The sequence below is a fragment of the Nocardioides eburneiflavus genome (assembly GCF_004785795.1).
GTDB lineage: Bacteria > Actinomycetota > Actinomycetes > Propionibacteriales > Nocardioidaceae > Nocardioides > Nocardioides eburneiflavus.
Genome location: NZ_SRRO01000001.1, coordinates 1055131 through 1081501, shown reverse-complemented (window position 1 = coordinate 1081501; position 26371 = coordinate 1055131). Strand labels below are relative to the sequence as shown.

At 71.9% G+C, this 26371-nt stretch carries 27 protein-coding genes; 9 read left to right on the top strand and 18 right to left on the bottom strand.

The features are described from left to right. Nucleotides 1-93 precede the first annotated feature (93 nt). Nucleotides 94-1014, top strand: a complete 921-nt coding sequence (locus EXE59_RS05125) for an NAD(P)H-binding protein (protein ID WP_135837934.1) — start codon at nt 94-96, stop codon at nt 1012-1014. Here the strand turns inward: EXE59_RS05125 and EXE59_RS05120 are convergent. The 4 genes from EXE59_RS05120 to EXE59_RS05105 all read right to left on the bottom strand — a co-directional run bounded on the left by EXE59_RS05120 (nt 1003) and on the right by EXE59_RS05105 (nt 5174). Then, on the bottom strand, nt 1003-1689 hold the full coding sequence (locus EXE59_RS05120) for a CPBP family intramembrane glutamic endopeptidase (protein WP_135837933.1): 687 nt from the start codon (nt 1687-1689) through the stop codon (nt 1003-1005). The two genes, EXE59_RS05125 and EXE59_RS05120, sit on opposite strands and share 12 nt — an antisense overlap. Nucleotides 1690-1699: 10 nt before the next feature. Continuing rightward, entirely contained in the window at nt 1700-2764 is a 1065-nt protein-coding gene (locus EXE59_RS05115) for an LLM class flavin-dependent oxidoreductase (RefSeq protein ID WP_135837932.1), read from the bottom strand. Between the two features lie 219 nt (nt 2765-2983). After that, on the bottom strand, nt 2984-4498 hold the full coding sequence (locus EXE59_RS05110) for a DEAD/DEAH box helicase (RefSeq protein WP_135837931.1): 1515 nt from the start codon (nt 4496-4498) through the stop codon (nt 2984-2986). 235 nt (nt 4499-4733) lie between these two features. Further along, on the bottom strand, nt 4734-5174 hold the full coding sequence (locus EXE59_RS05105; protein WP_135837930.1) for an ArsI/CadI family heavy metal resistance metalloenzyme: 441 nt from the start codon (nt 5172-5174) through the stop codon (nt 4734-4736). A gap of 78 nt (nt 5175-5252) precedes the next feature. Here EXE59_RS05105 and EXE59_RS05100 point away from each other — a divergent pair, with 78 nt between their 5' ends. From EXE59_RS05100 to EXE59_RS05090, 3 genes are read left to right on the top strand one after another with little or no spacing between them, the layout of a single operon-like run. Then, nucleotides 5253-5609 (top strand): metalloregulator ArsR/SmtB family transcription factor, encoded by a 357-nt coding sequence (locus EXE59_RS05100; RefSeq protein ID WP_425464509.1) that lies wholly within the window; start codon nt 5253-5255, stop codon nt 5607-5609. Beyond that, nucleotides 5606-6289, top strand: coding sequence for an aquaporin (locus EXE59_RS05095; protein ID WP_135837929.1), 684 nt, complete (start codon nt 5606-5608; stop codon nt 6287-6289). Before EXE59_RS05100 ends, EXE59_RS05095 begins: the two co-directional genes overlap by 4 nt. Further along, on the top strand, nt 6282-6692 hold the full coding sequence (locus tag EXE59_RS05090; protein WP_135837928.1) for an arsenate reductase ArsC: 411 nt from the start codon (nt 6282-6284) through the stop codon (nt 6690-6692). Before EXE59_RS05095 ends, EXE59_RS05090 begins: the two co-directional genes overlap by 8 nt. A 53-nt stretch (nt 6693-6745) precedes the next feature. On the opposite strand, the gene EXE59_RS05085 is transcribed toward EXE59_RS05090, so the two are convergent. From EXE59_RS05085 to EXE59_RS05045, 9 genes are all read right to left on the bottom strand, one after another. Next, on the bottom strand, nt 6746-7789 hold the full coding sequence (locus tag EXE59_RS05085; protein ID WP_135837927.1) for a LacI family DNA-binding transcriptional regulator: 1044 nt from the start codon (nt 7787-7789) through the stop codon (nt 6746-6748). Nucleotides 7790-7799: 10 nt separating this feature from the next. After that, the gene (locus EXE59_RS05080; protein WP_135837926.1) at nt 7800-9272 is read right to left on the bottom strand and encodes a GH1 family beta-glucosidase; all 1473 of its coding nucleotides are present in this window, start codon (nt 9270-9272) and stop codon (nt 7800-7802) included. Next, complete coding sequence (locus EXE59_RS05075; protein WP_135837925.1) at nt 9269-10087, bottom strand: carbohydrate ABC transporter permease; 819 nt, start codon at nt 10085-10087, stop codon at nt 9269-9271. The genes EXE59_RS05080 and EXE59_RS05075 overlap by 4 nt, the downstream gene beginning before the upstream one ends. Beyond that, nucleotides 10084-11106, bottom strand: a complete 1023-nt coding sequence (locus tag EXE59_RS05070; protein WP_246056517.1) for a carbohydrate ABC transporter permease — start codon at nt 11104-11106, stop codon at nt 10084-10086. Before EXE59_RS05070 ends, EXE59_RS05075 begins: the two co-directional genes overlap by 4 nt. A 30-nt stretch (nt 11107-11136) precedes the next feature. After that, a complete protein-coding gene (locus EXE59_RS05065) occupies nt 11137-12420 on the bottom strand; it encodes an ABC transporter substrate-binding protein (RefSeq protein WP_246056515.1) in 1284 nt (427 codons plus the stop codon). 198 nt (nt 12421-12618) lie between these two features. Beyond that, complete coding sequence (locus EXE59_RS05060; RefSeq protein ID WP_135837923.1) at nt 12619-14073, bottom strand: flavin-containing monooxygenase; 1455 nt, start codon at nt 14071-14073, stop codon at nt 12619-12621. A 136-nt stretch (nt 14074-14209) separates the two neighbouring features. Next, the gene (locus tag EXE59_RS05055) at nt 14210-14944 is read right to left on the bottom strand and encodes a glutamine amidotransferase (RefSeq protein WP_135837922.1); all 735 of its coding nucleotides are present in this window, start codon (nt 14942-14944) and stop codon (nt 14210-14212) included. After that, the gene (locus tag EXE59_RS05050; RefSeq protein WP_135837921.1) at nt 14941-16089 is read right to left on the bottom strand and encodes a CaiB/BaiF CoA transferase family protein; all 1149 of its coding nucleotides are present in this window, start codon (nt 16087-16089) and stop codon (nt 14941-14943) included. The genes EXE59_RS05055 and EXE59_RS05050 overlap by 4 nt, the downstream gene beginning before the upstream one ends. Nucleotides 16090-16113: 24 nt before the next feature. After that, nucleotides 16114-17286: a trans-sulfuration enzyme family protein gene (locus tag EXE59_RS05045; protein ID WP_135837920.1), complete on the bottom strand. Its 1173-nt coding sequence runs from the start codon at nt 17284-17286 to the stop codon at nt 16114-16116. A gap of 96 nt (nt 17287-17382) precedes the next feature. Between EXE59_RS05045 and EXE59_RS05040 the strand changes: the two genes are divergently transcribed. The 3 genes from EXE59_RS05040 to EXE59_RS05030 are packed head-to-tail and all read left to right on the top strand — an operon-like array spanning nt 17383 to nt 20485. Then, nucleotides 17383-17865 (top strand): Lrp/AsnC family transcriptional regulator, encoded by a 483-nt coding sequence (locus EXE59_RS05040; RefSeq protein ID WP_135837919.1) that lies wholly within the window; start codon nt 17383-17385, stop codon nt 17863-17865. A 44-nt stretch (nt 17866-17909) separates the two neighbouring features. Continuing rightward, on the top strand, nt 17910-18452 hold the full coding sequence (locus tag EXE59_RS05035) for a PadR family transcriptional regulator (RefSeq protein ID WP_135837918.1): 543 nt from the start codon (nt 17910-17912) through the stop codon (nt 18450-18452). Further along, a complete protein-coding gene (locus EXE59_RS05030) occupies nt 18449-20485 on the top strand; it encodes an NADPH-dependent 2,4-dienoyl-CoA reductase (protein WP_135837917.1) in 2037 nt (678 codons plus the stop codon). The genes EXE59_RS05035 and EXE59_RS05030 overlap by 4 nt, the downstream gene beginning before the upstream one ends. Before the next feature lie 49 nt (nt 20486-20534). On the opposite strand, the gene EXE59_RS05025 is transcribed toward EXE59_RS05030, so the two are convergent. Together EXE59_RS05025 and EXE59_RS05020 are read right to left on the bottom strand one after the other, a co-directional pair. Further along, nucleotides 20535-21503, bottom strand: a complete 969-nt coding sequence (locus EXE59_RS05025) for an SPFH domain-containing protein (RefSeq protein ID WP_135837916.1) — start codon at nt 21501-21503, stop codon at nt 20535-20537. 5 nt (nt 21504-21508) lie between these two features. Then, nucleotides 21509-21967: an NfeD family protein gene (locus EXE59_RS05020; protein WP_135837915.1), complete on the bottom strand. Its 459-nt coding sequence runs from the start codon at nt 21965-21967 to the stop codon at nt 21509-21511. Nucleotides 21968-22175: 208 nt separating this feature from the next. Here EXE59_RS05020 and EXE59_RS05015 point away from each other — a divergent pair, with 208 nt between their 5' ends. Beyond that, the gene (locus EXE59_RS05015; protein WP_135837914.1) at nt 22176-22424 is read left to right on the top strand and encodes an SCO4226 family nickel-binding protein; all 249 of its coding nucleotides are present in this window, start codon (nt 22176-22178) and stop codon (nt 22422-22424) included. A 48-nt stretch (nt 22425-22472) separates the two neighbouring features. Here EXE59_RS05015 and EXE59_RS05010 read toward each other — a convergent pair whose 3' ends face one another. Further along, a complete protein-coding gene (locus tag EXE59_RS05010; RefSeq protein WP_246056513.1) occupies nt 22473-22928 on the bottom strand; it encodes a MarR family winged helix-turn-helix transcriptional regulator in 456 nt (151 codons plus the stop codon). 45 nt (nt 22929-22973) lie between these two features. Here EXE59_RS05010 and EXE59_RS05005 point away from each other — a divergent pair, with 45 nt between their 5' ends. Further along, complete coding sequence (locus EXE59_RS05005; protein WP_135837913.1) at nt 22974-23585, top strand: maleylpyruvate isomerase family mycothiol-dependent enzyme; 612 nt, start codon at nt 22974-22976, stop codon at nt 23583-23585. A gap of 95 nt (nt 23586-23680) precedes the next feature. Here the strand turns inward: EXE59_RS05005 and EXE59_RS05000 are convergent, their stop codons facing one another. Beyond that, nucleotides 23681-24670 carry a hypothetical protein gene (locus EXE59_RS05000; protein WP_135837912.1) on the bottom strand — a complete coding sequence of 330 codons (990 nt, stop codon included), beginning with the start codon at nt 24668-24670 and terminating at the stop codon, nt 23681-23683. Nucleotides 24671-24766: 96 nt separating this feature from the next. Continuing rightward, the gene (locus EXE59_RS04995; protein WP_210428890.1) at nt 24767-26146 is read right to left on the bottom strand and encodes a short-chain fatty acid transporter; all 1380 of its coding nucleotides are present in this window, start codon (nt 26144-26146) and stop codon (nt 24767-24769) included. Nucleotides 26147-26371 lie beyond the last annotated feature (225 nt).

Sequence of the window (26371 nt, the reverse complement as noted above, 5' to 3'; positions counted from 1 at the left end):
GTCGGGACCCGGCTGAGAGAGTGGAGACATGAGCACCCCACGACGTTCTTCTCCTCCGCTGCGCTCCCCCGAACAACGCCGCGGGGACCCCGCGTGACCACTGTTCTCGTCACCGGCGCCACCGGCTTCATCGGCCGCCGCCTGGTCCCCGCCCTGGTCGAGGCCGGCCACGACGTCCGCGCCATGACCCGTCGGCCGGAGGCGTACGAGGGTGAGGGCGCGCCGGTCGGCGCCGACGTCTCCGACCCGGAGTCGCTGCGCCCCGCGCTGGAGGGCGTCGACGTGGCGGTCTACCTCGTGCACTCGCTCGACGACCCCGACTTCGAGCGCAAGGACGCGCAGGCGGCGCGCAACTTCAGCGCCGCCGCGGCTGCGGCCGGCGTGCGGCAGATCGTCTACATGGGCGGACTCGGCGACGACGCCGACGACCTCTCGGCCCACCTGCGTTCGCGACGCGAGGTCGAGGGCCTCCTCGGCGAGGACGGGGTACCGGTCACCGTCCTGCGTGCGGCCATCGTCGTCGGGCACGGCGGCATCTCGTGGGAGATCACCCGGCAGCTGGTCAAGAACCTGCCTGCGATGGTCGTGCCCAAGTGGGTCGGGACGCGCACGCAGCCGATCGCGCTCCACGACGTGATCCGCTACATCGTCGGCGTGACGGACAACGAGAAAGCGTTCGGGCGGGTCTTCGAGATCGGCGGCACCGAGCAGCTGACCTACCTCGAGATGATGAAGGTCGCCGCGGACTCGATGAACAACCGCACGATCCCGATCGTCACCGTCCCGGTCCTGACCCCGCGGCTGTCGTCCTACTGGCTCGCGCTGGTCACCGACGTCGACGCCACGACCGGTCGCAACCTCATCGACTCGATGTCGCACGAGGTCGTCGTCACGGACACCTCGATCCGCGACGTGGTGCCGGGCGAGCCGCTGTCCTACCGCGAGTCCGTACGCCGGGCACTGGCCGAGCGCGCCGAGGCGGAGGCCGCGTCGGAGCAGGCCTCAGAAAAGTAGCGGCAGCACGAACAGCATCGACAGCGACCAGGTGATGTGGGTCAGGATCGGTGCCAGCACCCCGCCGCTGGCGCGCCGCTCGAGGCCGCACACCGCGCCGAGCACGATGGCCGCGAAGCCGAGCATCACGTTGCCCGTGGCCAGGGTCGCCACGACGTACGCGAGCGTGGTCCACAGCACCGGGTGCTGCGGGATCGCGGCGTACATCGCGCCGCGGAAGAACAGCTCCTCGGCGATGCCGTTGACGAAGGTGATGATCGCCAGGACGGTCAATGAGCCCTCGTCGGCGTAGGCCAGGACCGAGCCGACGTAGTCGGCGAGCGGGTCGATCTCGCGCACCACCAGAGAGCCGAGGACGAATACGCCGACCAGCAGCAGGCCGAGCAGGATGGGCGCCAGGACCGGGCGGACGAACATCTCGGTGCCACCGGCGATGCGACCCAGGTGCAGCCGCCCGGAGAGGAAGGCGCCGGCGGCCCAGATGCCCGCGAGCAGCACCGCGGCGACGTAGAAGACGTTGCTGCCCGGCTCGAGGCGCAGGGACCACCCCAGCACGATCGCACCGACCAGCACGACGACAGCGGCGACGACCTGCCGGCGGCGGAAGGCCTCCGGGGTGTCGCGCTGGTCGCGTGGGACCACGTCCCACAGCGAGCGGCGGATGAACGTGCGCATGACCTCCAGCCTAGGAGCCGGACAACAGCTCGCGGACCCGCGGGACGACTTCCTCCCCGTAGAGGCGCACCGACTCGAGCCGCTGCTCGTGCGGGAGGGAGCCGACGGAGTACTTCAGCTGGAAGCGGGAGAGCCCGAGGGTGCGGGCGGCCCAGGCGATCTTCTGCGCGACGGTCTCCGGCGCCCCGACGAACAGCGCGCCCTGCGCGCTGGCGGCCTGTTCGAACTGGAGGCGGGAGTAGGGAGGCCAGCCACGCTCGCGGCCGAGGCGGGTGTAGAGCTCGGCCTGGTGGGGGTAGAGCTGCTCGCGCGCCTCGTCGTCCGTCGCGGCGACGTGCCCGGGCGAGTGCATGCCGATCGGCAGCTCGGGCAGCTCCATCCGGGCGAGCGCCTCGCGGTAGAGGTCGGCGAGCTGGACGAACGCCGCGGGCGATCCGCCGATGACCGCGAGCATGAGCGGCATGCCGTACTGCGCGGCGCGGACCACGGACTGCGGGGTGCCGCCGACGCCGATCCACGCCGGCACCCGGCCGGCGGCGGTCGTCGGGTAGACCCGCTGGTCGACCAGCGGCGGGCGTACGGTCCCCTCCCACGTCACCGGCTCCTCGCGCTGGAGGGCGGCGAAGAGGTCGACCTTCTCGGCGAAGAGCCGGTCGTAGTCGGACAGCTCGAGGCCGAACAGGCCGAACGACTCGACGAAGGAGCCGCGCCCGAGCTGCACCTCCGCGCGGCCGCTCGACACGGCGTCGAGGGTGGCGAAGCGCTGGTAGACCCGGATCGGGTCGTCGGAGGACAGCACGGTGACCCCGGTGCCGAGCCGGATCCGCTCGGTCTGGCCGGCGATCGCGGCGAGCACGACGTCGGGCGCCGAGATCGCGTAGTCGGGGCGGTGGTGCTCGCCGAGGCCGATGTAGTCGACCCCGACCCGGTCGGCGAGGACCGCCTCGGCGACGACCTCGCGCAGGGTCTGCGGGTGGTTGCCCGGGGCGCCGTCGAGCGGCGCGTCGCCGAAAGTGTCGAGCCCCAGGGTCGGGTGCTCGCGGGTGCCGAGCACCGAGAAGTCGAAGTCGGGCATGTCGCTCCTTCGTTGACTGGTTGAAGGGTCAACCACGAGCCCCGCCCGGGCATTCCGGTAGTCCTTTCCGTGCGCTTCTCGCCCGCTGCAACGGGTGAGAACCTCGGGAACCACCGGTCGACCGGTGGTTCCCGCCGGGGGCCCGGAAGACGACCTTGCCCCTGAGTCTCCAGGAGACTCAGGGGCAAGGTCAGGGGCGAGGACCGCGTGCGCGGGGGGTCAGCGACCGCGGCTGAACGACGACGCGCTGTGCCCGCGACCGCCACCCGCGGACGATCCGCCCTGGCCGCCGCCACCGGACCGACGACGACGGTTGCCGCCACCGCCCTGGCCGGCACCCTGGCCACCGCCGGCACCCTGGCCGCCGCCGGAGCGACGGCGCTGGCCGCCACCGGTGGAGCCGCCGGTGGAGCTGCCCGGGGTCTCGCTGGTGTAGCTCGTCGGGTTGCCGCGACGCGAGCGACCGCCGGTCTGGCCGTTGGCGCGGGCGCGCTTGCGCTGGGCGTTGGCGCCGGTGGAGCGGCCGCCGCCACCCGTCGCGGGGGCCTCGACGACGAGGCCGCCCGCCACGAGCGTCCGCTCGCCGGGGGCGAGCTGGACGAGCACGGGGTGGTCGGGGCCGCCGACCTTGGTCGTGACCGGCTTGATGCCGGCCTGGCGGGTCAGGTCGCGCACGTCGCGGACCTGCTCGTCGGTCATGAGGGTGATGACGGTGCCCTCGTTGCCCGCGCGGGCCGTACGGCCGGAGCGGTGCAGGTAGGCCTTGTGCTCGACCGGCGGGTCGGCGTGCACGACGAGGGCGACGTCGTCGACGTGGATGCCGCGCGCGGCGATGTCGGTCGCGACCAGCGTGGTCGCCCTCCCCGCGTGGAACGCCTCCATGTTGCGGGTGCGCGCGTTCTGCGACAGGTTGCCGTGCAGCTCCACGCTCGGCACGCCCGACTTGTTGAGCTGGCGGGCGAGCGCCTTGGCGCCGTACTTGGTGCGGGTGAAGACGACCGTGCGGCCGGGGGCGCTGGTCAGGTCGACCAGGACCGGCACCCGCTGCTCACGGCTGAGGTGCAGCACGTGGTGGTGCATCGTGGCGACCGGCGACTGCGCCGAGTCGGCCTCGTGGGTGACCGCGTTGGTCAGGAACCGCTTGACCAGGACGTCGATCGCCTTGTCGAGCGTGGCGGAGAAGAGCATGCGCTGACCCGACCGCGGGGTCTTGTCCATGATGCGCCGCACGCCGGGCAGGAAGCCCAGGTCGGCCATGTGGTCGGCCTCGTCGAGGATGGTGATCTCGACGGCGGACAGGTCGGCGTAGCCCTGGCCCATGAGGTCCTCGAGGCGGCCGGGGCAGGCCAGGACGATGTCGACGCCCTTCTTGAGGGCCGTGGTCTGCGGGCCCTGGCCGACGCCGCCGTAGACCACGACGGTCGAGAGACCGGCGGCCTTGGCCAGCGGCTGGAGCGCGGCGTGGATCTGGCCGACGAGCTCACGGGTCGGGGCGAGGACGAGCGCGCGCGGCTTGCGCGGCATGGCCGGCAGCTTCGACGCGTCGAGGCGAGCGACCAGCGGGAGCAGGAAGCCGTACGTCTTGCCGGAGCCGGTGCGGCCGCGGCCGAGCACGTCGCGGCCGGCGAGGCTGTCGGGCAGCGTCGCGGCCTGGATCGGGGTGGGGGTGCTGATGCCCTGCTGCTCGAGGATCTGGACGAGCGACGAGGGCACGCCGAGGTCGGCGAAGTTCATGTGAGTTGCTTTCGGTTGGCGTCTCGCCACCGTGAGCCGCTGGCCCGGGAAACCCGGCGTGGTGCGGCGTACGTGCCTCTGAAGTGAGGAAGGGTGCCGCGCCGAGCGTGTCGGGCGGCGACCTGCGCCCGGGGCAAGACCGGCCGGGCGTCTGAGATGACAACGCTAGCGGTACGAGGGGTGTTCCCGTGAATCCGCCGCGCTGTGGCTCCCGTCTCGGACGCCCGGCGGTCGGTCAGGCGCAGCAGGGCGCGGCGTCGCCTGCCAGCTGCTCGCGCGACTCCTCCACGACCACGTCGGACGGGTCGGTCAGGTCGTCGGTGATCGTGTAGACCTCCCAGCGCTCGCCGTCGGGCGTGCCCTGCACCCAGAACTTGTCCTGCTTGGCGTAGCAGCAGGTGGTCTCGCGCTCCTCGGTCGTGGCGAGGCCGGCAGCGGCCAGGCGGGTGAGCTCGGCGTCGACGGTGTCGACGTCCTCCACCTCGACACCGAGGTGGTTGATGCTGCCGCCGTGCCCGGCGTTCTCGATCAGCACCAGCTTGAGCGGCGGCTGGGCGACGGCGAAGTTCGCGTAGCCCGGACGCACCTTGTGCGGCTCGGTGCCGAAGAGCGTGGAGTAGAAGGCGATCGAGGTCTCGAGGTCGTCGACGTTGAGGGCGAGCTGCAGGCGGGACATGGTGGGTCCTTCCGTAGATATCGATGGTTGTCGATATCAGAGATTGCCCTATTCATCGACACATGTCAATATTGATCCGTGTCGAAGTCCCAGCTGACCCTGACCCCCGTCGAGACGGCCGCGTGCTGCTCGCCCCTCATGCGCGAGCCCCTCGCGGCCGACCAGGCCGAGCGGCTCGCGCCACTGCTGAAGGCGCTCGCCGACCCGGTGCGCCTGCGGCTGGTCTCGATCGTGGCTGCGAGCGAGGGCGGGGAGGCGTGCGTGTGCGACCTCAACGACGCCTTCGACCTCTCCCAGCCGACGATCAGCCACCACCTCAAGGTGCTGCACGACGCCGGCCTGCTCGACCGCAGCAAGCGGGGCGTGTGGGTCTACTACGCCGTACGCCGGGAGGTCCTCGCCGACCTCGCTGCGCTCATCGGCGGCAACGCGTGACCCCCGGCCTGACGGCGCGCGCCACGGCGGAGCTGGTGGGCACGGCGCTCCTGGTCGCGGCCGTGGTCGGGTCGGGGGTGATGGCGACCCGGCTGACCGACGACGTCGGGCTGCAGCTGCTGGCCAACAGCCTCGCGACCGGCGCCGTCCTCGTCGCGCTCATCGTCTCGCTCCAGCCGGTGTCCGCGGCCTTCAACCCGGTCGTGACGGCGGCCGAGGCGGTGCTGCGCCTCGTACGCCCGCTCGACGCCGCGGTCCTGGTGGGCGCCCAGGTCGCGGGCGGCGCGATCGGGGCGATGCTCGCCAACGTCATGTTCGACCTCGACGTGATCACGCTGGCCGGTCGGGAGCGCACCGGCGTCGGCCTGTGGACCGGCGAGGTCGTCGCCACGCTCGGGCTGGTGCTCGTCGTCTTCGGCTGCGCCCGCGCGGGGCGTACGGACGCGATCGCCTGGGCCGTCGCCGGCTGGATCGTCGCGGCCTACTGGTTCACCTCCTCGACCAGCTTCGCCAACCCGGCGGTGACCATCGCCCGCACCCTGTCCGACACCTTCGCGGGGATCAGCCCCGCGTCCGCGCCGATGTTCGTCCTCATGCAGCTGGTCGGCGGAGGCGTCGCCCTCGGCCTGCTCCGCGTGCTGCACCCGATCCCCTCACCCCTGGAGGCCGTCCGTGACTGACACCCCCCGCCCGACCCCGACCGTCCTGTTCGTCTGCGTGCACAACGCCGGCCGGTCGCAGATGGCCGCCGGGTGGCTGCGGCACCTCGCCGGCGACCGCGTCGAGGTGCTCTCCGCCGGCTCGGCGCCCGCAGGCACGATCAACCCCGTCGCCGTCGAGGCGATGGCCGAGGTCGGCATCGACATCGCCTCCCAGCAGCCCAAGCTGCTCAGCGACACCGCGGTCCAGGCCTCCGACGTGGTGATCACGATGGGCTGCGGCGACGCCTGCCCGTTCTACCCGGGCAAGCGCTACGAGGACTGGAAGCTCGACGACCCCGCCGGGCAGGGCATCGAGTCGGTGCGCCCGATCCGCGACGAGATCAAGCGCCGGGTGGAGGAGCTCATCGAGTCCCTTGCCTGAGGGCGCACCTCCTTCGTGATCGAGTAGCCCGAGGGACGAGGGCGTATCGAGACTCAGGCGCTGTCGCGCCGCACGAGGATCGGCGGGATGATCAGCCGCATCGCGTGGCTCGAGGCCGGGTCGTCGACGCGCTCGAGGAGCAGTCGGGTCGCGCGCTCCGCCATCTCGGTGACGGGCTGCCGGACCGTGGTGAGCGGAGGCGACGTCCGCTCGGCCACCCCCAGGTCGTCGAAGCCGACCACGGCGATGTCGTCCGGCACCCGGCGGCCGAGCTCGGCCAGCACCCGCAGCGCGCCCGCGGCCATCAGGTCCGAGCCCACGACCAGTCCGTCGAGGTCGGGGTGGCGCTCCATGAGGGCGCGGGCCGCGGTCTCGCCGCTGGCCTCGGTGAAGTCGCCGTGCTCGACGGCGTCGGACGGCAGCCCGGCCGCCGACATCGCCTGCCGCCAGCCGGCCAGCCGGTCCTCGGCGGCGGTCATGTCCGCGGGGCCGGCGATCGTGCCGATGCGGGTGCAGCCGCGCGCGATGAGCACCTCGGTGGCCTCCCGCTCGCCGGCGACGTTGTCGACGTCGACATAGGCCACTCGGTCGCCGCCGGTCCAGGGCCGGCCGCCGAAGACGCACGGCAGGCCGATGTCGGCGAGGTGCTCGGCGAGCCGGTCGTCGCGGTGGTGGGAGGTGACCAGCGCCCCGTCGACGTGGCGGTTGGTCAGGTAGCGCAGCGTGCGGGCGGTGGACGCGCCGGGCCTCGCCAGCAGCAGCACCAGCTGGATGTCGCGCTCGGCGAGCACCCGGTTGACGCCGCGCAGCGTGCCGGCGAAGAACGGGTCGGAGAAGACGCGGTCGTCCGGCTCGGGCACGACGACGGCGATCGAGTCCGTACGCCGGGTCACCAGGCTGCGCGCGGCGGGGTTGGGGACGTAGCCGAGGGTTCGCACGGCCGTGTCGACGGCCGACTGCGCGCGGGCGCTGACCCGGTCGCCGCCGTTGATCGCCCGGGAGGCCGTCGCGCGCGAGACGCCCGCGACGCGCGCCACCTCGTCGAGGGTGGGCGAGCCCGAGCCACCTGGCTTCGGAGGGGTCCGCGACGAGGTCACACGCGCCACGCTAGCGGCCGGGCGGCTCGGTCGCAGGCAGGACGCCGGTGCGGGCCAGCTCGGAGTACCAGTGCGCGCTCGACTTCGGCGTACGCCGCTGCGTCGCGTAGTCGACGTGCACCAGCCCGAACCGCTTCGCGTAGCCGAACGCCCACTCGAAGTTGTCGCAGAACGACCACTGGAAGAAGCCGCGCACGTCGACCCCCTCCTCGATCGCGCGGTGGACGGCGCGCAGGTAGGAGTCGAGGAACGCGATCCGGTCCGGGTCGTGCACGCGACCGTCCGCGCCGACCCGGTCGTCGAAGGCCGCACCTGTCTCGGTGAGGTGGATCGGCAGGCGCGGGTAGTCGTCGTGCAGGCGCCGCAGCAGGCGGTGGAGCCCGTCGGGCTGGATCTCCCAGCCCATGGCGGTGACGGGCAGCCCGCGGCTGGGGAACGTCACGTGCTCGGACCCGACGAACGGCGACAGCGACACCCGGTCCGGGTGGTCGGCGCCCATGCCGACGACGTCGGTGCGCGGGTGACCCGAGACCTCGTTGCCGTGGTAGTAGTTCACGCCCAGGACGTCGATCGGGGTGGCGATCGTGGCGAGGTCGCCGTCGCCCACCACGTCGTACCAGGGGCTCCCCTGCCACGTGAGGTCGGCGGTGTCCTCGAGCACGTCGGCGGGGTACGCCCCGCGGAAGATCGGGTCGAGGAAGAACCGGTTGTGCAGGCCGTCGATGCGCCGGGCCGCGTCGACGTCCACCGGGTCGCTCGGGTCGCTGGGGTCGGGCACGGTGAGGTTGAGGCTGAGCCCGAGGCGGTCGGCGCCGCGGCTGCGCAGCTCCTGGGTGGCCAGGCCGTGGGCGAGCAGCAGGTGGTGCCCCGCGACCAGGCCGGCGGCACCCTCCTGGCGACCCGGGGCGTGGTGGCCGGCGGAGTAGCCGAGGAAGGCCGAGCACCACGGCTCGTTGAGGGTGGTCCAGGTCGGCACGCGGTCGCCGAGCGCCTCGTGCACCGAGATCGCGTACTCGACGAACCTGTCGACGGTGTCGCGGTTGGTCCAGCCGCCCGCGTCCTCGAGGACCTGCGGCAGGTCCCAGTGGTAGAGCGTCAGCCACGGCGCGATGTCGCGCCCCAGCAGCTCGTCGACGAGCCGGTCGTAGAAGCCGAGCCCGGCCGCGTTGACCGGCCCGGCGTCGGGGCGTACGCGCGGCCACGCCACCGAGAACCGGTAGGTCGTGGCGCCGAGGTCGGCGAGCAGGGCCACGTCGTCGGGCATCCGGTGGTAGTGCTCGCAGGCCACGTCGCCGGTGTCACCGTTCATCACCGCCCCGGGGATCCGGGAGAAGGTGTCCCAGATCGACGGCGTACGCCCGTCCTCGGCCACGGCGCCCTCGATCTGGTAGGACGCGGTCGCCATCCCCCACCCGAAGTCGGGCGGGAACCGCACCTCCGACGTGCGGGTGGTGCCGGTGTGGGTCGTGCTCTGCACGCTCATCCCTTGACTGCTCCTTGCATGATGCCGGCGACCATCTGGCGACCGGTGAGGACGAAGAGGACCAGCAGCGGGATCGTCGACAGCGTCGCGCCGGCGAGCACCAGGCTGTAGTCGACGTAGTAGCCGCTCTGCAGCTGCTGGAGTGCGATCTGGACCGTGGGGTTGCTGGCCGGCAGCACGATCAGCGGCCAGAAGAAGTCGGTCCACGTGGCCATGAAGGTGAACAGCCACAGGATCCCGGCCGCCGGACGCGCCGCCGGGAGGGCGACGGTCCAGAACGTACGGAACAGCGAGCACCCGTCGACCCTGGCCGCGTCGACGAGCTCGTCGGGAACCGCGTCGACGAGGTACTGCCGCATGAAGAAGACGCCGAACGCGGTCACCAGGCTGGGCACGATCAACGCCCACACCGACCCGACCCAGCCGAACTTGGCCATCACGATGAAGAGCGGGATCACGCCGAGCTGGGTGGGCACCGCCAGCGTCGCGACGACGAAGACCAGCATCGGCGTACGCCCGCGGAACGCGAGCTTGGCGAAGGCGAAGCCCGCCAGCGTCGAGAAGAACACGACCGACGTGGCGACCGCGCCGGAGACGATGAGGCTGTTGCCGAGCGCCTTCCAGAACGGCACGGCGTCGATCGCGCGCTGGGCGTTGTCCCAGAAGTGGCCGCCCGGCAGGAGCGGCGGCACCCGCTTGGTCAGGACCTCGCGGCTGTGCGAGCCGACCAGGAAGGACCAGTAGAGCGGGGCGCACGAGCCGAGCACGAACGCGGTCAGCAGGCCGTAGACGAGGAAGCCGGGACGACGGTTCATCGACGCACTCCCTTGCGGTTGAGCCCCTTGAGCGAGCCGGCGCGGCGCGACAGGAACAGGTTGACGAGGGCGAAGACGACGATGATCAGGAACAGCAGCCAGGCCACGGCCGAGGCCATGCCGAGGTCGCGCACCCGCCAGCCGAGCTCCCAGAGGTACATCGTCAGCGTCTGGTACTGCCGGTCCGCGCCGCCGAGGCCCTGGGTGTCGAAGAGCCGCGGCTCGGCGAAGATCTGGAGCCCGCCGATGGTGGAGGTGATGATCACGAAGATCACCGTCGGGCGGATCATCGGCACCGTGATCGAGACGAACTGGCGTACGCGCCCGGCGCCGTCGAGCGCCGCCGACTCGTAGACGTCGCGGGGCACGGCCTGCATCGCGGCGAGCAGGATCAGTGCGTTGTAGCCCGTCCAGCGCCAGTTGACCATCGACGCGATCGCGACGTGGCTGGCGAGGGTGTCGACGTGCCAGCGGATCGGGTCGAGCCCGATCCACTGGACGACCTCGTTGGCCAGTCCGTAGCGGTCACCGAAGACGTTGCCGAAGATCAGCGCGACCGCGGCCGGCGCGACGACGAAGGGCAGCAGGACGCTCATCCGCCACAGCGTCCGGGCCCGCAGCTGGGTGTCGAGCAGTCCCGCCAGCGCCAGCGCGATGAGCACCTGCGGCACCGACGACAGCACGAAGATGCTGAAGGTGTTGCGCAGCGCGTTCCAGAAGTAGCGGTCCTCGAGGACCCGGCGGTAGTTGTCGAGGCCGTTGAACTCGCCCTGACCCGACAGCAGCCCCCAGTCGTGGACCGAGACCCAGGCCGTGTAGCCGAGGGGGAACATCCCGACGACCAGGAACAGCAGGAAGAACGGTGACACGAAGACGTAGGGCGTGACCTTCGCGTCGAGCAGCGTCAGGCGCTGCCGCCACGCAGGACGGTTTCCGACGTCGCGCCGCGGCCCTGCGCTGGGGGGCCGCGACCCGGTCGGGGACACCGAGGAGGCACCGGTGTCCCCGACTGGCTGCACGGCAGTTGATCCTGCCTCCATCGTCCTGCGTCAGCCCAGTCGCTCGATGTCGGCGAGGAAGGAGTCCCAGGCCTCGTCGGCCGACTCCTGACCCTCGTCGACGCGCTGGATGGCCTGCTGGAACGCCGTGTTGATGTCGGCGAACTTCGGCCCCTTGTGGGCGATGAAGGGCACTGCCTCGGCGCGGTCGGCGAGGATCTCGCCGGTGGGTGCGTCGTTGAAGAAGGCGTTGGTCGAGCCCGTCAGGGCGGGGTCGTCCAGGGCGTCGACCTGGCTCGGGAAGGTGCCCTTGGCCTCGAACGCCTTGACCTGCTGCTCGGGTGCGGTGAGCCACTTGGCCAGCTCCTTGGCCTCCTCGGTGTGGTCGCCCTGGGCGGGCACGGTGAGGTAGGAGCCGCCCCAGTTGCCGCCGCCGCCCGGGAAGACGTTGGCGATGTCCCAGCCCTCGACGCCGGCGGCGTTGCCCTCGATGACGCCGAGCATCCAGCCCGGGCAGGCCATCGTGGCGAAGCCGTCGTCCTGGAAGGACGCGGTCCAGTCCTCGCTCCACTGCGTGAGGCCGGTGGACAGGCCGTCCGCGGCGTTGGCGGTGATGGTGTCGAAGACCTCCTTCACCTCCGCGTTGTCGGCGGCGATGACGGTGTTGTCCTCGTCCTCGAAGGAGTACTCGACCTGGTTGATCATGGCCTGCGCGGTGCCGCCGGAGGAGTCGTACCAGGCGGTGCCGGGCACCTTCTCGACGAACTCGCGGCCGGTCTCGAAGTAGGAGTCCCAGTCCCCGAAGAGCTCGGCGACCTTCTCCCGGTCGGTGGGCAGGCCGGCCTTCTCGAACAGGTCGGCGCGGTAGCAGATGCCCTCGGGGCCGATGTCGGTGCCGTAGCCGATCAGCGCGCCGTCCGGCGTCGTCGCGGCCTCGGTCTTCCAGTCCAGCCAGCGGCCCTCGACCTCGGGGTCGGAGAGGTCGACGAAGGCGTCGGACTGCTCCATCAGCGCCGACCACCAGTCGACCTCGATCGCCTCGATGTCGGAGAGGCCCGAGCCGGCGGCGAGCTTGGTGTAGAGGTTGTCCTGGTGCTCGTTGGCCGTGCCGGCCTTCTTCTGCTCGACGACGACGTCGTCCTGCATCGCGTTGTACTCCTCGATGAGCTCCTCGTAGCCGAACTCGTTGAAGGTCGCGACGGTCAGCTTGATCTTGCCGTCCGCGGTCGTGCCCTCGTCGTCACCGCCGCCGCACGCGGCCGCCGTCGTCGCGAGGGTGAGCGCCAGCATCGCGCTCGTGGCGAGTCGTACCCGCCGGGTCTTCGGTGTCTGCACCACTGCTCTCCTGCCGTCCTGCTGGGGCGCCGGGCTGGTTGCCAGGCCTGGGAGGTGGACGGTGAGTCTGCGTGAGAGCGCTTCCACTTCCGTCCGAGCGCCACTATGACCGCCGTCACACATGGCTGTCAATGGTGCGCAGGCACCGGGTTCACCGCTGAGCGTAACGACCGTGGGAGCGCTTCCACGAAATGGCCCTCAGGCCCAGTCCAGGACCCCGTCGTCGAGCCGGGCCGTGCGGATCATGAGCGCGTCGTGGAGATAGCTCTGCTTCAGCGACCACGGCGCCACCGTTCCCTGCCGGGGCAGCGTGTGCACGAGCCGCTGGACGTAGCCGGCGTCGAGGGCCATCAGCGGCGCCTCGCCCACCGACTCGTCGCGCACCGGCACGACCCGTCGCGCCCCGGTGGACCGCATCCGCTCCAGCACCCGCACGACGTACTCGCCCACGAGGTCGGCCTTCAGCGTCCACGACGCGTTGGTGTAGCCGATGGTGAAGGCGAAGTTGGGCACGCCGGAGAGCATCATCGCCCGGTAGGCCATGGTCTCGTGCGGCTTGACCGTCTCGCCGTCGACGCTGAGCTCGGCGCCGCCGAAGAGCTGGAGGTTGAGGCCGGTGGCGGTGACCACCACGTCGGCCTCGAGGTGCTCCCCCGACGCCAGCACGAGGCCGGTCTCGGTGAACGACACGATCCGGTCGGTGACCACGGAGGCCGCGCCGTCCCGGATCGCCGCGAACAGGTCGCCGTCGGGCACCAGGCACATCCGCTGGTCCCACGGGTCGTACGCCGGCCTGAAGTGCGTGTCGACCGCGTAGCCCGGCGGCAGCTGCGCGACGTTGGTCTTGCGGACGACCTTGCGGACCAGGTCCGGCTTGCGGCGGCTCACCCGGTAGAGCGCCGACTGGAGCGCGATGTTCTTCCACCGTGTCACGGCGTACGACCGGCTCTCGCCGACGAGCCGCGTCAGCCGGCCCTTCACCACGTCCCGGCCCGGCACGGAGACGACGTACGTCGGCGAGCGCTGCAGCATCGTGACGTGGGCGGCGCCCGTGCGGGCCAGGGCCGGGACGAGGGTCACGGCCGTGGCGCCGGAGCCGATCACCACGACCCTCCGGCCGGCGCAGTCGAGGTCCTCGGGCCAGTGCTGGGGGTGCACGACCTCGCCGCGGAAGCGGTCCCGGCCCTCGAAGTCGGGCGTGTAGCCCTGGTCGTAGTCGTAGTAGCCGCTGCACGACCACAGGAAGTCGGCGGTCAGCGTCCGCGCCCCGCCGTCGACCTCGGCCGTGACCGTCCAGAGCGCCGTCGTCGAGTCCCACGCCGCGGCGACGACCTTGTGCCCGTAGCGGATGTGGCGGCCCACGCCGTACTCGCGCGCGGTGTCGCGCACGTAGTCGAGGATCGAGGCGCCGTCGGCTAGCGAGACGTCCCCGCGCCACGGCCGGAACCGGTAGCCGAGGGTGTGCATGTCGGAGTCGGACCGGATCCCCGGATAGCGGAACAGGTCCCAGGTGCCGCCGCTGGACCCGCGCCGCTCGAGCACGGCGTACGACGTGCCGGGCAGGTCCTTGACCAGGTGGGCCGCCGCGCCGATGCCCGACAGCCCCGCCCCCACGATCAGCACGTCGACGTGCTCGGCGGTCCTCGCGTCCATCTGCTCAGGGTAGGAGATCAGACGCGAAGTTGTAACTATGAGTTACACCGCAGCGCGCTGGGTAGTCCAGTGAGCTCAGGCTGCAGAACGACCCTCTGGACGACCGCTGGCCACTGGACTACCCCGCGGCCCCGGCTCACGCCCGCGCGTGGAGCTCGACGAACCTCGCCAGCAACCGCACCGGCTCGGTGACCATCGCCTCGCGCGCTGCGGCCTTGAGCACCTCCTGCTCGTGCGGCTCGTAGTAGCCGTGGGCGCTGTAGGCGTCGATGCGGTCGCAGATGGCGACGGCGTCGAGCTCGGGGTGGAACTGGGTGGCGTAGACGTTGCGGCCGAGGCGGAAGGCGTGCACCGGGCAGGTGTCGGTCGAGGCGAGCAGCACCGCCCCGTCGGGCAGCCGGGCGACCGCCTCCTTGTGGCCGAGGTAGGCGTCGAACGCCTCCGGCATGACTCCGAACAGCGGGTCGGCGCGCCCCTCGTCGGTCAGCCGCACGGGCCGCGCGCCGATGGGCTCGCCGAAGGTCCGGTCGACCACGCCGCCGGCGAGGGTGCCGAGCACCCCGACGCCGTAGCACGCGCCCAGGAAGGGGACGTCCGTGGCGACCACCCGCAGGGCGAGGGCGTGCAGCTCGGCCTCGGCGCGACGCTGGGCAGGCGACTTCACGTCCTCGGGGTCGGAGACGTTGAACGGGCCGCCACCGAGGATGACCCCGGACCAGTCGTCGAGGTCCACCTCGCCGAGCGGGCCTGCCTCCAGGCGTACGCGCACGAGCTCCTCTGGTCGCAGGCCGCACCCGGCGAGCACGGCGTCGTACTCCTGCTGGGCGACGTCGTCCTCCGCGCGGGTGCCGAGGAAGAGGAAGGGCTTCACGCCTGCGTCGCCGCCCCAGCGTCGATGAGCGCGTCCACGTCGTCGATCCCCCACGCCGCGAGCGCCTCGCGGGTGTGCTCGCCGGGCAGCGCGGGCGGGCTGCCGACCGTCGGCGAGGTCCGCGAGAAGCGCGGAGCGGGCGCCGGCTGGGTGACGCCGTCCGGCGCGACGAAGGTGCCGCGCGCCGCGAGGTGCGGGTGGTCGGGGGCGTCGGTGAGGCGTACGACGGGCGCGACGCAGGCGTCGGTGCCGTCGAAGACCTCGGCCCACTCGGCCTGCGTACGCTCCTTGAACCGAGCCGTCAACGCGGCGCGGATCGCGGCATGGTTGGCCGGGTCGTCGCGGTCGGGCAGCTCGACGCCGATGCGCTCGACGAGCGCCGCCCAGAACTGCGGCTCGAGGGCGCCGACGCTGACGTGCTCCCCGTCGGCCGTCTCGTAGAGGTCGTACCAGGGGGTGCCGCCGTCGAGGAGCCCTGCGGCCCTGCGTCCGGTGTCCAGCCCCATCGCGGCGAAGCTCGAGGCGATGGTGTTGAGGTGGGCGGTGCCGTCGACGATGGCGGCGTCGACGACTTGCCCGCGACCGCTCGTGCGCGCCTCGAGGAGGGCGGCGAGGATGCCGATGACGAGGTAGGTCGAGCCGCCGCCGAAGTCGCCGAGGAGGTTGCCGGGGAAGTGTGGCCGGTCGCGGTCCTGGCCGAGCCCGTGGAGGGCGCCGGTGACCGCGATGTAGTTCATGTCGTGCCCGGCCGCGCGGCTCCACGGACCGTCCTGTCCCCAGCCGGTCATCCGGGCGAAGACCAGCCGCGGGTTGCGCGCGTGGCACTCGGCCGGACCGAGACCCATGCGCTCGATCGCCCCGGGCCGCATCCCCTCGACGAGCACGTCCGCCTGCTCCACCAGGTCGAGCACCGTCGCGACGGCCTCGGGACGCTTGAGGTCGAGCGCGACGCTGGGCCGGCCCCGGCTGAGCAGGTCGGTGCGGCCGCCGGAGAACATCCCGCCACCCGGGCGGTCGATGCGGATCACGTCGGCGCCGAGGTCGGCCAGGATCATGCAGGCGTGCGGGCCGGGCCCGATGCCGGCGACCTCGACCACCTTCACGCCCCGCAGCGGTCCGCTGCCCTGTCCCAGCTCGTACGCCATGGGCCGATCATGACACCGGTGCTGTCAGGGTCGCGAGGCCTCGTCCAGCGCGCGCCCGAGGTCGGCGCACAGGTCCTCGGGGTCCTCGAGGCCGATCGAGAGACGGAGGACGTCGGCGTCCGGCCTCGCCTCCGCGGCGACCGGGCGGTGGGTCAGCGCCGCCGGGTGCTGGACGAGCGAGTCCACCCCGCCGAGGGAGACGGCGTGGGTGAACAGCCGGACCGACTCCGTCACACACGATGCGGCGGCGTACCCGCCCTCGACGCGGAAGGCGAGCATCGCGCCGGGCCCGCGCATCTGCCGCCCGACGAGGCCGAGCGGGTCGCACTCGGCGAGACCGGGCCAGCGCACGTCACGCACGGCCGGGTGCGAGGCCAGCCAGGCGGCGACCTTGCCGGCTCCGTCCTGCTGCGCGCGCACCCGCAGCGGGAGCGTGGCCAGGCCGCGGTGGAGGAGGTAGGCGCCCATCGGGTGGAGCAGCGCGCCCGTCACGGCGCGGACGCGGCGCAGCGCTGCGGCCCACTCCGCGGAGCAGGCGATGACGCCGCCCATGGCATCGCCGTGGCCGCCGAGGTACTTCGTGGCGCTGTGCAGCACCAGTCCCGCGCCGTGGTCGGCGGGGTTCTGCAGGACCGGGGTGGCGAACGTGTTGTCGACCAGCACCGGTACGTCACCGGCCGCGGCGACGACGGCGTCGAGGTCGACGAGCTCGAGCGTCGGGTTGGCCGGGGTCTCCAGGACGACGAGGCAGGTGTCGGGACGTACGGCACCCGCCACCTCGTGCGGCGCGCAGTAGGTCGTCTCGACGCCGAGGATCCCGGAGGCGAGGAGGTGGTCGGTGCCGCCGTAGAGCGGCCGGACGGCGACGACGTGGCGCCCCGCACCCTCGGCGACGGCCGCCAGCACCGCACCCGTGACGGCGGCCATCCCGGTCGAGAACGCGACCGCCGCGTCGGTGTGCTCCAGACCGGCGAGCGCGTCCTCGAAGCGGCCGACGGTCGGGTTCCAGAGCCGCTGGTAGACCATGCCGCCCTCGGCGGGGCGCCCGCCGGTCGCCATCGACTCGTACGACTCGCCACCCGCGTCGATGCTCGGCAGCGGGTTGGTCGTGGACAGGTCGAGCGGGAGCGCGTGGACGCCGAGCGCCCCCAGGTCGGCGCGGCCGGCGTGCACGGCGAGGGTGTCGAGACTGGACATGCGCGCCACCGTCGCGGAATCCTCGATCAATTGCAACACACTCCGAACAACTGCTCTCGATGCGGCGATCACGCCGAAGATCACGAGGAACGACCCATGCCCCCTGCCTCCCCCTCGGTGGATCCTGCACCCCTCGACGCGCTCGACCGGCGCCTGCTCACCGAGCTCGCCGCGGACGGCCGGGTCACCAACGCCGCGCTCGCCAAGCGCCTCGGGATCGCCGAGTCGACCTGCCTGCAGCGGGTACGGTCCCTGCGGGAGCGAGGTGTCGTCCGCGGCATCCACGCCGACATCGACCTGGCCGCCCTCGGCTACCCGATCCAGGCGGTGATCAAGGTCCGCCTGGGCAGCCACAACCGCGACCACGTCGCGAGCTTCCACCAGGTCCTCGCGCACGTGCCGGGGGTGCTGCGCGTCCTGCACGTCGGGGGCGAGGACGACTACCTCCTCCACGTCGCCGTCTCCTCGACCGCCCAGCTGCGCGACCTGGTGCTCGAGCACCTCAACGTCCACCCCGTCGTCCGGCACACCGAGACCCAGCTGGTGTTCGAGGAGATCGCGGGCGCCGGGGTGCTCTGAGGCCGCGCTTGCAACTCGTTGCATAGGTACGGCACCATGCCTCCATGGCCCTCGAGCACGCCCTCCTCGTCGCGCTCAGCGAGCGACCCGCGAGCGGCCTCGAGCTGACCCGGCGCTTCGAGAGGTCGCTCGGCTTCTTCTGGCACGCCACCCACCAGCAGATCTACCGCGTGCTCGCCCGGATGGAGGCCGACGGCTGGGTCACCGTCGAGGTCGTCGAGCAGGAGGGCCGCCCCGACAAACGGGTGCACACCCCGTCGGCCGAGGGACGCCGGGTGCTCGCCGACTGGCTGGAGACCCCGATGCCGATGGAGACCTTCCGCAGCGAGCTCGCCGTCAAGCTGCGCGGGGCGTCGTACGGCGACCGCACCGCGCTGATGCGACACCTGCGCGACGCGAGGGCCGACCACGCGCTCCGCCTCGCGACCTACGAGCAGATGGAGCGCGAGCAGTTCCCCGACCCGACGGGCCTCGCGCCCGGGCTGCGCGACCGCTGGCTGGTGCTGCGCGGCGGCATCCGGCTCGAGCACTTCTGGATCGACTGGATCACCGAGTACCTGCAGGCCCACGAGATGGAGACGTCATGACCCACCCCCGCTACCCCCACCTCCTCGAGCCGCTCACCCTCGGCGCCGGCCCGGACGCGCTCACGCTGCGCAACCGCGTCGTCATGGGCTCGATGCACACCGGGCTCGAGGACCACCCGTGGGACATCGACAAGCTCGCGGCGTTCTTCGAGGAGCGGGCGCGCGGTGGCGTCGGGCTGATCATCACCGGCGGCTACGCCCCCACCAAGCGGGGCTGGCTCAAGCCGTTCGCCTCCGAGATGACCAACCGCCTCCACGCGATGCGGCACCAGCGCGTCACCGGCGCGGTGCACGAGGCCGGCGGCGCGATCGCGCTGCAGGTGCTGCACGCCGGGCGCTACGGCTACCACCCGCTCTCCCAGAGCGCGTCGGACAAGAAGTCGCCGATCACGCCGTTCAAGCCGCACGCGATGTCGAGCAAGGAGGTCGACCACACCGCGACGGCCTTCGCCAAGAGCGTCGCCCTGGCCCGCAAGGCCGGCTACGACGCGGTCGAGATCATGGGCTCCGAGGGCTACCTGATCAACCAGTTCCTCGCCGCACGCACCAACGACCGCGACGACCAGTGGGGCGGCTCGCCCGCGCGCCGAATGCACTTCGCCGTCGAGGTCGTACGCCGCTCGCGCGAGCTGGTCGGTCCGGACTTCCCGATCGTCTACCGGATCTCGCTCCTCGACCTGGTCGAGGGCGGCCAGACCTGGGAGGAGACCGCCGAGCTGGCGCTGCACCTCCAGGCCGCCGGCGTCACCGTCTTCAACACCGGCATCGGCTGGCACGAGGCCCGGGTGCCGACGATCATCACGCAGGTCCCCCGCGGCGCCTGGCGGTCGTACACCGCTCGCCTCAAGCAGGTCGTCGACGTCCCGGTGTGCGCGTCGAACCGCATCAACACCCCCGAGCTGGCCGAGGACATCCTCGCCGCGGGCGAGGCCGACCTGGTCTCGATGGCGCGGCCGCTGCTGGCCGACCCGGCCTTCGTCGCCAAGGCGATGGACGAGCGCGCCGACGAGATCAACACCTGCATCGCCTGCAACCAGGCCTGCCTCGACCACGTGTTCTCCAACGACCGGGCCTCCTGCCTGGTCAACCCGCGCGCCTGCCACGAGACCGAGCTGGTGCTGATGCCGACCCAGCGCGTGCAGACCGTGGCCGTCGTCGGCGCCGGTCCGGCCGGCCTGGCCGCCGCGACCAGCGCGGCGGAGCGCGGCTTCGCGGTGACGTTGTTCGAGAGGTCCGCCGAGCTCGGCGGGCAGTTCCGGCTCGCGATGGCCGTGCCCGGCAAGGAGGACTTCGCCGACACCCTGCGCTACTTCACCCGTCGCCTCGAGGTCCTCGGTGTCGACGTACGCCTCTCGACCGAGGCCACGGCCGACGACCTCGCCGGCTTCGACCAGGTCGTCGTCGCCACCGGCGTCCAGCCCCGCATCCCGGAGATCCCCGGCATCGACCACCCGAGCGTGGCGTCGTACGCCGAGGTGCTGAGCGGCTTGGTCGTGCCGGGCAAGCGCGTCGCGGTGATCGGCGCGGGCGGCATCGGCGTCGACGTGAGCGTCTTCCTCACTCACGAGGAGGAGGACCTCGACGACTGGATGTCGCACTGGGGCGTCGGCGACCCCGCGCTCACCGCCGGCGGCCTCACCGAGGCCAAGCCGCGTACGCCGATGCGCGAGGTCACTCTCGTGCAGCGCAAGACCACCCCGATCGGCATCGGGCTCGGCAAGACCTCCGGCTGGGCGCACCGCGCCGTGCTCAAGCAGTCGAAGGTCTCAATGGTCAGCGGCGCGACCTACGACCGCATCGACGACGAGGGCCTGCACATCACCGTCGACGGCGTCGCCCGCGTGGTCGAGGCCGACACGATCGTGGTCTGCGCCGGGCAGGACTCCGTGCGCGGCCTGTACGACGGGCTCGGCCGCCACGCCCACCTGATCGGCGGAGCCACGGTGCACCTGATCGGCGGAGCCGATGTCGCCGCCGAGCTCGACGCGAAGCGCGCGATCAAGCAGGGCACCGAGGTGGTGGCGGGGTTGTGAGGTCAGCCCCGCCACGCGGGGGGTCGCGGTGACACTGGGTTCCTGCGGCTCACCCACTCCCGCCGTCGGGCACCAGTCGTGCTCGCGGGGGTGGCACCGCCCTGCCGTCGAGCTCGGGCGGGGCCTCCGCGGCGGGAGGATCACCCGCCGCCGACCTCTCGGTGAAGGCCGACGTCACGGTCCGCATCGCCTCGCTGAGCTCACCGGGGATGACGAAGTAGCCGTTGCCGTTCGCGGCGAGGCGCGGCAGCATCTCGAGGTACTTGTAGGCGAGCACCTGCGGATCGGCGTCGTTGTCGTGGACCGCCTGGAAGACCCGCTCCAGGGCCTGGGCCTCGCCCTCCGCCTCCAGGATCTTGGCCTGCTGGCGGCCCTCGGCCTCGAGGATCATCTTGCTGCGGGTGCCCTCGGCGGTCAGGATCAGCGACTGCCGTTCACCCTCGGCGTGCAGGATGACCGCGCGCTTGTCGCGCTCGGCCCGCATCTGCTTCTCCATCGCCTCCTGGATGCTGCGCGGCGGGTCGATCGCCTTGATCTCCACCCGGTTGACCCGGATCCCCCATCGTCCCGTCGCCTCGTCGAGGACCTCGCGCAAACGGACGTTGATGGTCTCCCGCGAGGTGAGGGTGCTCTCGAGGTCCATCGATCCGATCAGGTTGCGCAGCGTGGTGACGGTCAGCTGGTCGATCGCGCGCAGGTAGTCGGTGACCTCGTACGCCGCGGCCCGCGGGTCGGTGATCTGGTAGTAGAGGACGGTGTCGATGGCCACCACCAGGTTGTCCTCGGTGATCACTGGCTTGGGCTCGGAGGTGTAGACGTGCTCGCGCACGTCGAGCTTGGTGTTGACCCGGTCCACGAGCGGGATGATCAGGTTCAGCCCCGGCTGCAGAGTGCGCTGGTAGCGACCGAACCTCTCGATGTTGTAGCGCCGGGCCTGCGGCACGATCCGGATCGAGGAGGCCACCACGAAGGCGACCAGGGCGGCCAGGACGACCAGGGGGACCCACAACAGCTCCATCGCACTCACGTCTCTCTGGGTTGGGTTTCGAGCAGGGCGTCACGGGGGTGCACCAGCGCGGTCGCTCCCGCGATCTCGAACACGTCGACCTGTACCCCGGCCGGGATGACCAGTCCGTCCACGTAGGGCCTCGCCGACCAGTCCTCCCCCGAGAGGTGGACCATCCCGCCGGCGGCACTGACCTCGCTCGTCACCACCGCGGACCGGCCGACGAGCGCGTCGCTGCCCTCGCGGGAGACCGGCGGCAGCGCGAGGTGCCGCTTCGCGACCGGGCGTACGGCGACGAGCCCGATGCCGCCGGTCACCGCGAAGACGACCAGCTGCACCGGCACCGACGCACCGAGGCCCGCGGCGACGGCCGCGGCCAGGGAGGCGCCAGCCAGGAGGCCGAACGCCAGCGTCAGCGTGAGGAACTCCGCCACGCCGAGGAGCACTGCGGCAATGAGCCAGGCAAGCCACCACATAGCACGTCCAACGGGGATGTGCTTCCAGAGTACGACCCCCGCGGGAGCGCCGACAGGGGCTCTGGCGTCGCGACCGCCGCGGTCCTCGACCGCGGTTCCGTGGCAGGCGGCGCGAGGGGTGCTGCAGGGACGGACCTTGCCCCATACGGGCGATGGCGCCTCGGCGGATGTGGGAGCACAGTGAGAGTTCCAGAGAGAGGGGTCTGCCATGCCCGAGTTCATGGACGTCCACACCACGATGAAGGGGGTCACGTCCGAGGCCCTCGCCGAAGCCCACCAGGCCGACCTCGCGATCCAGGATGACGAGCAGGTGAACTTCAAGCACGCCTGGGCCGACCCCGAGTCGGGGATGGTCTTCTGCCTGTCCGAGGCGCCGAGCGCCGAGGCCGTCCAGAGGATCCACGAGCGTGCGGGTCACCCTGCCGACAACATCTACGAGGTACCGATCCAGGCCTGAGCCGCACCACGTGCCGCCTCCTCCTCGACGGGTGGTCGAGGAGGCGGGTCAGGCCCACGGGTCGGTGATCTCGCGCAGCATCGCCATCGTCTCCTCCAGCTGTCGCATGCGGGTGGATCCGACGTGCCCCTCCCACTCGCTCAGCGCCCGGGCCACCTCCGCATCGGCCAGGTCGCCGATCGCGCGGGCACGCGGCGTGAGCCGGATCAGCTTGGCCCGTCCGTCGCTCGGGTCGGCGACGCGCTCGACGTACCCGGCCCGCTCGAGCTGGTCGACGAGGAAGGCCGCCGACTGCTTGGTCGTACGAGCCCGGGCCGCGAGGGTCACCACGCGGGTCCCGCCCGGGTCGATCTGCGCCATCAGTCGCGCCTGGGCCGGCGTGATGTCGTCGGCCCCGCCGGCCACCACGGCGTCGTACGCCCGCGCTTCGAGCGACCGCGCCGCGACGTACATCAGCAGTCCGACGTTCGGCCGGCCGTCATCCGTTGACGTCTCGGTGCCCACGGCGCCATATTAGACAGATACTCTGACCATCGCGGGGACGGTGCCATGGACAGCGACACGATCTGGCGTCATGTCGACACCGAGCGCTCCGCGCTGGCCGACCTCCTCGAGCAGCTGCCCGAGGACGCCTGGCGCACCCCGTCGCTGTGCGCGGGCTGGACGGTCCGCGACGTCGCCGCCCACCTGACCCACTCGCACGTCGGTGTCCGCGACCTGCTCGGGATCGCCGTCCGCTCGGGGTTCCGCTACAACGCGGCCGTGCGTGACGCGGCGCTGCGCAGCCCGCTGGACCACGAGCAGATCGTCAGCACGCTGCGCGGCTTCGTGGGGTCCAGGCGCACGGTGCCGGGACTCTCCGAGCGCGAGCCGCTGCTCGACGTCCTCGTGCACACCCAGGACATCTGCGTCCCGCTCGGCATCGACCACCCGATGCCCCGGGACGCGGCGGTCGTCTCGCTGGAGCGGGTGATCTGGTGGTCACGGCGCATCCCGCTCGGGCCGCGCATGCGTGACGTCCACCTGGTCGCCACCGACGTGGCCTGGGAGTGGGGCGCCGGCCGCCGGATCGAGGGTCCCGTGCGGTGGCTGCTGCTCGCGGCCGGCGGACGCACGGTCGCCCACCAGCACCTCACCGGCGAGGTGCGCGCCCTCGCCTGACCGACCGCGTCCCTCTTGCCGCGACCCGACGAGCTCGGCGGCGCGAACGACCGGGCGGACCTCGAGGCGCTCCGCGCAGTCGCCGAGCCTGCGACTCACGCGGCGGCGGTCACCGGCATCTCGACCCGTCGCGCCGTACGCCCCAGCAGCCAGCGGACCGAGCGGAACGTCTCCTCCGACGATCCGTAGACGAGCAGCGCCAGGAACACCCCGTAGACCGGCAGGTGCCCGACCATCTCGGTCTGGCCGAACAACAGCAGGGTCGCGTTGAACGGGACCATCGCGACCAGGACGGCCACCTGCGGGAACGCCCCCGAGATCACGAGCAGTCCGAACAGCAGCTCCGTCGCACCGGCGACCGCGACGAAGGTCTCCGGCGAGACCTGGAGGCCGACGAGCGCGAAGACGTCCAGCGCCGGGTAGCGCTCGAGGGTGTCGATCGCCATCGCCGGGTTGGTGAGCTTCTCCGAGAAGGCCAGGACGATCAGGGCCGTGCCCACGCCGAGGCGCAACCACAACAACGCCCACCTCAGGTGCGCCCGCGACGGGCGCGCGGCGCCGTACGCGTCCGGGCCGGGCGGCACGACGACCAGGAAGGCGGCGACCGCAGCGAGGTTGGCGCACTCGCCGAGCGCCGTCCACCCCGCGACCACGGTAAGCGCCGGGGCGAGGGCCAGCACCAGCGCGGCGGCCGCACGCAGCTGCCACCCGGTCACGAGCCAGATCCCCAGCGCGCCCTCGACCAGGAGCAGGGCGTTGCCGCCCGCTCCCTCGAGGTGGTCGATCGACGGCGTGATGAACGCCCCGGTGGCGGCGAGCGCGAGCAGCGCGACCCCGAGGTGGATCCCCAGCAGCCGGGGGATCCACGGCACCAGCCGGCCCACGGGCGCCAGGAGGCGCAGCTCCGGTCCGTCGACGCGCATCGCGACGGCACGCCACACGAGCGCCACCGCGACGACGGCCGCGGTGAGCACCAGCGGCAGCGGGGAGAGGAAGAAGGACCAGTCACCCGCCGGCTGGGACTCCACGAACCAGCGCTCGTGGGTGGGCAGGGCAGGGACGAGCGCGGGCAGTGCGAGGGTCATGGCTCCACCCTGGGCGAGGCGATGGTGCCCGTACGAGCGGCGAAGGTCCGGACCTCGACGGGACCTTGGTCCCCAGGTCCGTACGGAGTGCCTCGCCTAGCCGGCCCCCACGAGCAGCATCGTCGCAGCGAAGACCACGCCGGACGCGAGGAGCGTCACCAGCGTGTAGCCGAGGATGTCGCGGATCTTGAGCCCGGAGATGGCCAGCACCGGTAGCGCCCAGAAGGGCTGGATCATGTTGGTCCACTGGTCGCCGTAGGCGATCGCCATGATCGTCACCGACGGGTCGACCCCCAGGCGTGCGCCGGCGTCGAGCATCACCGGCCCCTGCACGGCGAACTGGCCGCCGCCGGAGGGGACGAAGAAGTTCACGACCCCGGCCGAGAGGAAGGCCAGCACGCCGAAGGTCGACGGCCCGGCCGTGTCGACGATGAAGTCGGAGAACACGGTGATCAGGCCGGAGGTGGCCATGATCCCCATGATCCCGGCGTACTGCGGGAACTGGAGCAGGATCTCGCCGACGTTGGAGGCCGCGTTCTTGACCAGGGCGATCAGCTCGAGTGGGCTGCGCACCAGCAGGAAGATCAGGGCCAGGAACGTCCAGTTGACGACGTCGAGGGTCGCCGTGCCGCCGTCCGCGTAGTGGATCACCAGGTAGGCGACCAGGGCCAGGCCGACCAACAGCGTGAGGACGCGGCTCGCGTCCACCCGGTCGGCCGGGGTGACGACCTCGTCGTCGATCGCGATGTCGTCGTCGAACCGCGCGTCGGCCTTCATCTCGATGATCCGGTCGCCGGCGCGCGGTGCCACCAGGGCGAGCCCGATGCCCACCGCGAGGATCGTGACGACGATCGCGAGGATGTTCCACCAGGCGAAGGTGGTCTCGGCGATCGGGACGGTCTCACCGAGCTGCTCGGCGATGAACGACCCCTCGGTGGCGGCTGTCAGGGTGCCGGATCCCGAGTAGCCCATGTGCCAGATGACGTAGCCGCTGTAGCCGGCCGCGACGAGCATCGGGAAGTGGAGCTCGAGCCCCTTCTCGCGGCCTTGGCGGGCGACCTCGACGGCAAGCAGCACACCGACCACGAGGCCCAGGCCCCAGGTGATGAGGGACGCCACGGCGGCGACCGCGAAGACGAACAGGTAGCCTTGGAGGGCCGTCCTCGGCAACCCGCCCAGCGACGCCAGCAGCCTGCGCACCGGACCCGTGTTGGCCAGGGTGTGGCCGAGCAGCAGGATCAGTGCCATCTGCGTCATGAACTCCAGCAGGCCCGAGAGCCCTTCGCCCCAGCCCCGGGTGACCTCGACGGGGCCGGTGTCGGTGAGGAGCAGCGCGAGGATCGCGACGACGAAGGTCAGCACGATGGCGAAGACCAGCGCACTGGGGATGAAGCGCTCGACGACGGAGTTGACCGGCCGCATCACCCCGGAGAGTCCCGATGATCGCTGTCTCGGGCTGGTGCTGGTGCTGGGCATGGCGGGAGCTCCTCATCCTGGGGACACGGGTCGGGGCCACCATTCGGACCGCCTCGGCGGATGTCAAGGCGACCCTGATCGTGGCCCCGCCTCGGGCGGTGCCGTACGACTGCGCGGCTGAGGCCCTCCGGCACCGGCGGGCCGGGTCGTGCGACCCGGCCGCCGGGCAACCCCTGCCGATGTGGTCGGACCACTGTTCACGGATCCCGGTCGCCGCGCAGGTCG

Excerpts from the sequence above, each read along its gene's own strand:
- EXE59_RS05120 (WP_135837933.1), bottom strand. The coding sequence starts at position 1,689 with ATGCGCACGTTCATCCGCCGCTCGCTGTGGGACGTGGTCCCACGCGAC.
- EXE59_RS05115 (WP_135837932.1), bottom strand. The coding sequence starts at position 2,764 with ATGCCCGACTTCGACTTCTCGGTGCTCGGCACCCGCGAGCACCCGACC.
- EXE59_RS05110 (WP_135837931.1), bottom strand. The coding sequence starts at position 4,498 with ATGAACTTCGCCGACCTCGGCGTGCCCTCGTCGCTCGTCCAGATCCTC.
- EXE59_RS05105 (WP_135837930.1), bottom strand. The coding sequence starts at position 5,174 with ATGTCCCGCCTGCAGCTCGCCCTCAACGTCGACGACCTCGAGACCTCG.
- EXE59_RS05080 (WP_135837926.1), bottom strand. The coding sequence starts at position 9,272 with ATGAGCGTGCAGAGCACGACCCACACCGGCACCACCCGCACGTCGGAG.
- EXE59_RS05075 (WP_135837925.1), bottom strand. The coding sequence starts at position 10,087 with ATGAACCGTCGTCCCGGCTTCCTCGTCTACGGCCTGCTGACCGCGTTC.
- EXE59_RS05060 (WP_135837923.1), bottom strand. The coding sequence starts at position 14,073 with ATGGACGCGAGGACCGCCGAGCACGTCGACGTGCTGATCGTGGGGGCG.
- EXE59_RS05050 (WP_135837921.1), bottom strand. The coding sequence starts at position 16,089 with ATGGCGTACGAGCTGGGACAGGGCAGCGGACCGCTGCGGGGCGTGAAG.
- EXE59_RS05045 (WP_135837920.1), bottom strand. The coding sequence starts at position 17,286 with ATGTCCAGTCTCGACACCCTCGCCGTGCACGCCGGCCGCGCCGACCTG.
- EXE59_RS05040 (WP_135837919.1), top strand. The coding sequence starts at position 17,383 with ATGCCCCCTGCCTCCCCCTCGGTGGATCCTGCACCCCTCGACGCGCTC.
- EXE59_RS05035 (WP_135837918.1), top strand. The coding sequence starts at position 17,910 with ATGGCCCTCGAGCACGCCCTCCTCGTCGCGCTCAGCGAGCGACCCGCG.
- EXE59_RS05030 (WP_135837917.1), top strand. The coding sequence starts at position 18,449 with ATGACCCACCCCCGCTACCCCCACCTCCTCGAGCCGCTCACCCTCGGC.
- EXE59_RS05025 (WP_135837916.1), bottom strand. The coding sequence starts at position 21,503 with ATGGAGCTGTTGTGGGTCCCCCTGGTCGTCCTGGCCGCCCTGGTCGCC.
- EXE59_RS05020 (WP_135837915.1), bottom strand. The coding sequence starts at position 21,967 with ATGTGGTGGCTTGCCTGGCTCATTGCCGCAGTGCTCCTCGGCGTGGCG.
- EXE59_RS05015 (WP_135837914.1), top strand. The coding sequence starts at position 22,176 with ATGCCCGAGTTCATGGACGTCCACACCACGATGAAGGGGGTCACGTCC.
- EXE59_RS05005 (WP_135837913.1), top strand. The coding sequence starts at position 22,974 with ATGGACAGCGACACGATCTGGCGTCATGTCGACACCGAGCGCTCCGCG.
- EXE59_RS05000 (WP_135837912.1), bottom strand. The coding sequence starts at position 24,670 with ATGACCCTCGCACTGCCCGCGCTCGTCCCTGCCCTGCCCACCCACGAG.
- EXE59_RS04995 (WP_210428890.1), bottom strand. The coding sequence starts at position 26,146 with ATGCCCAGCACCAGCACCAGCCCGAGACAGCGATCATCGGGACTCTCC.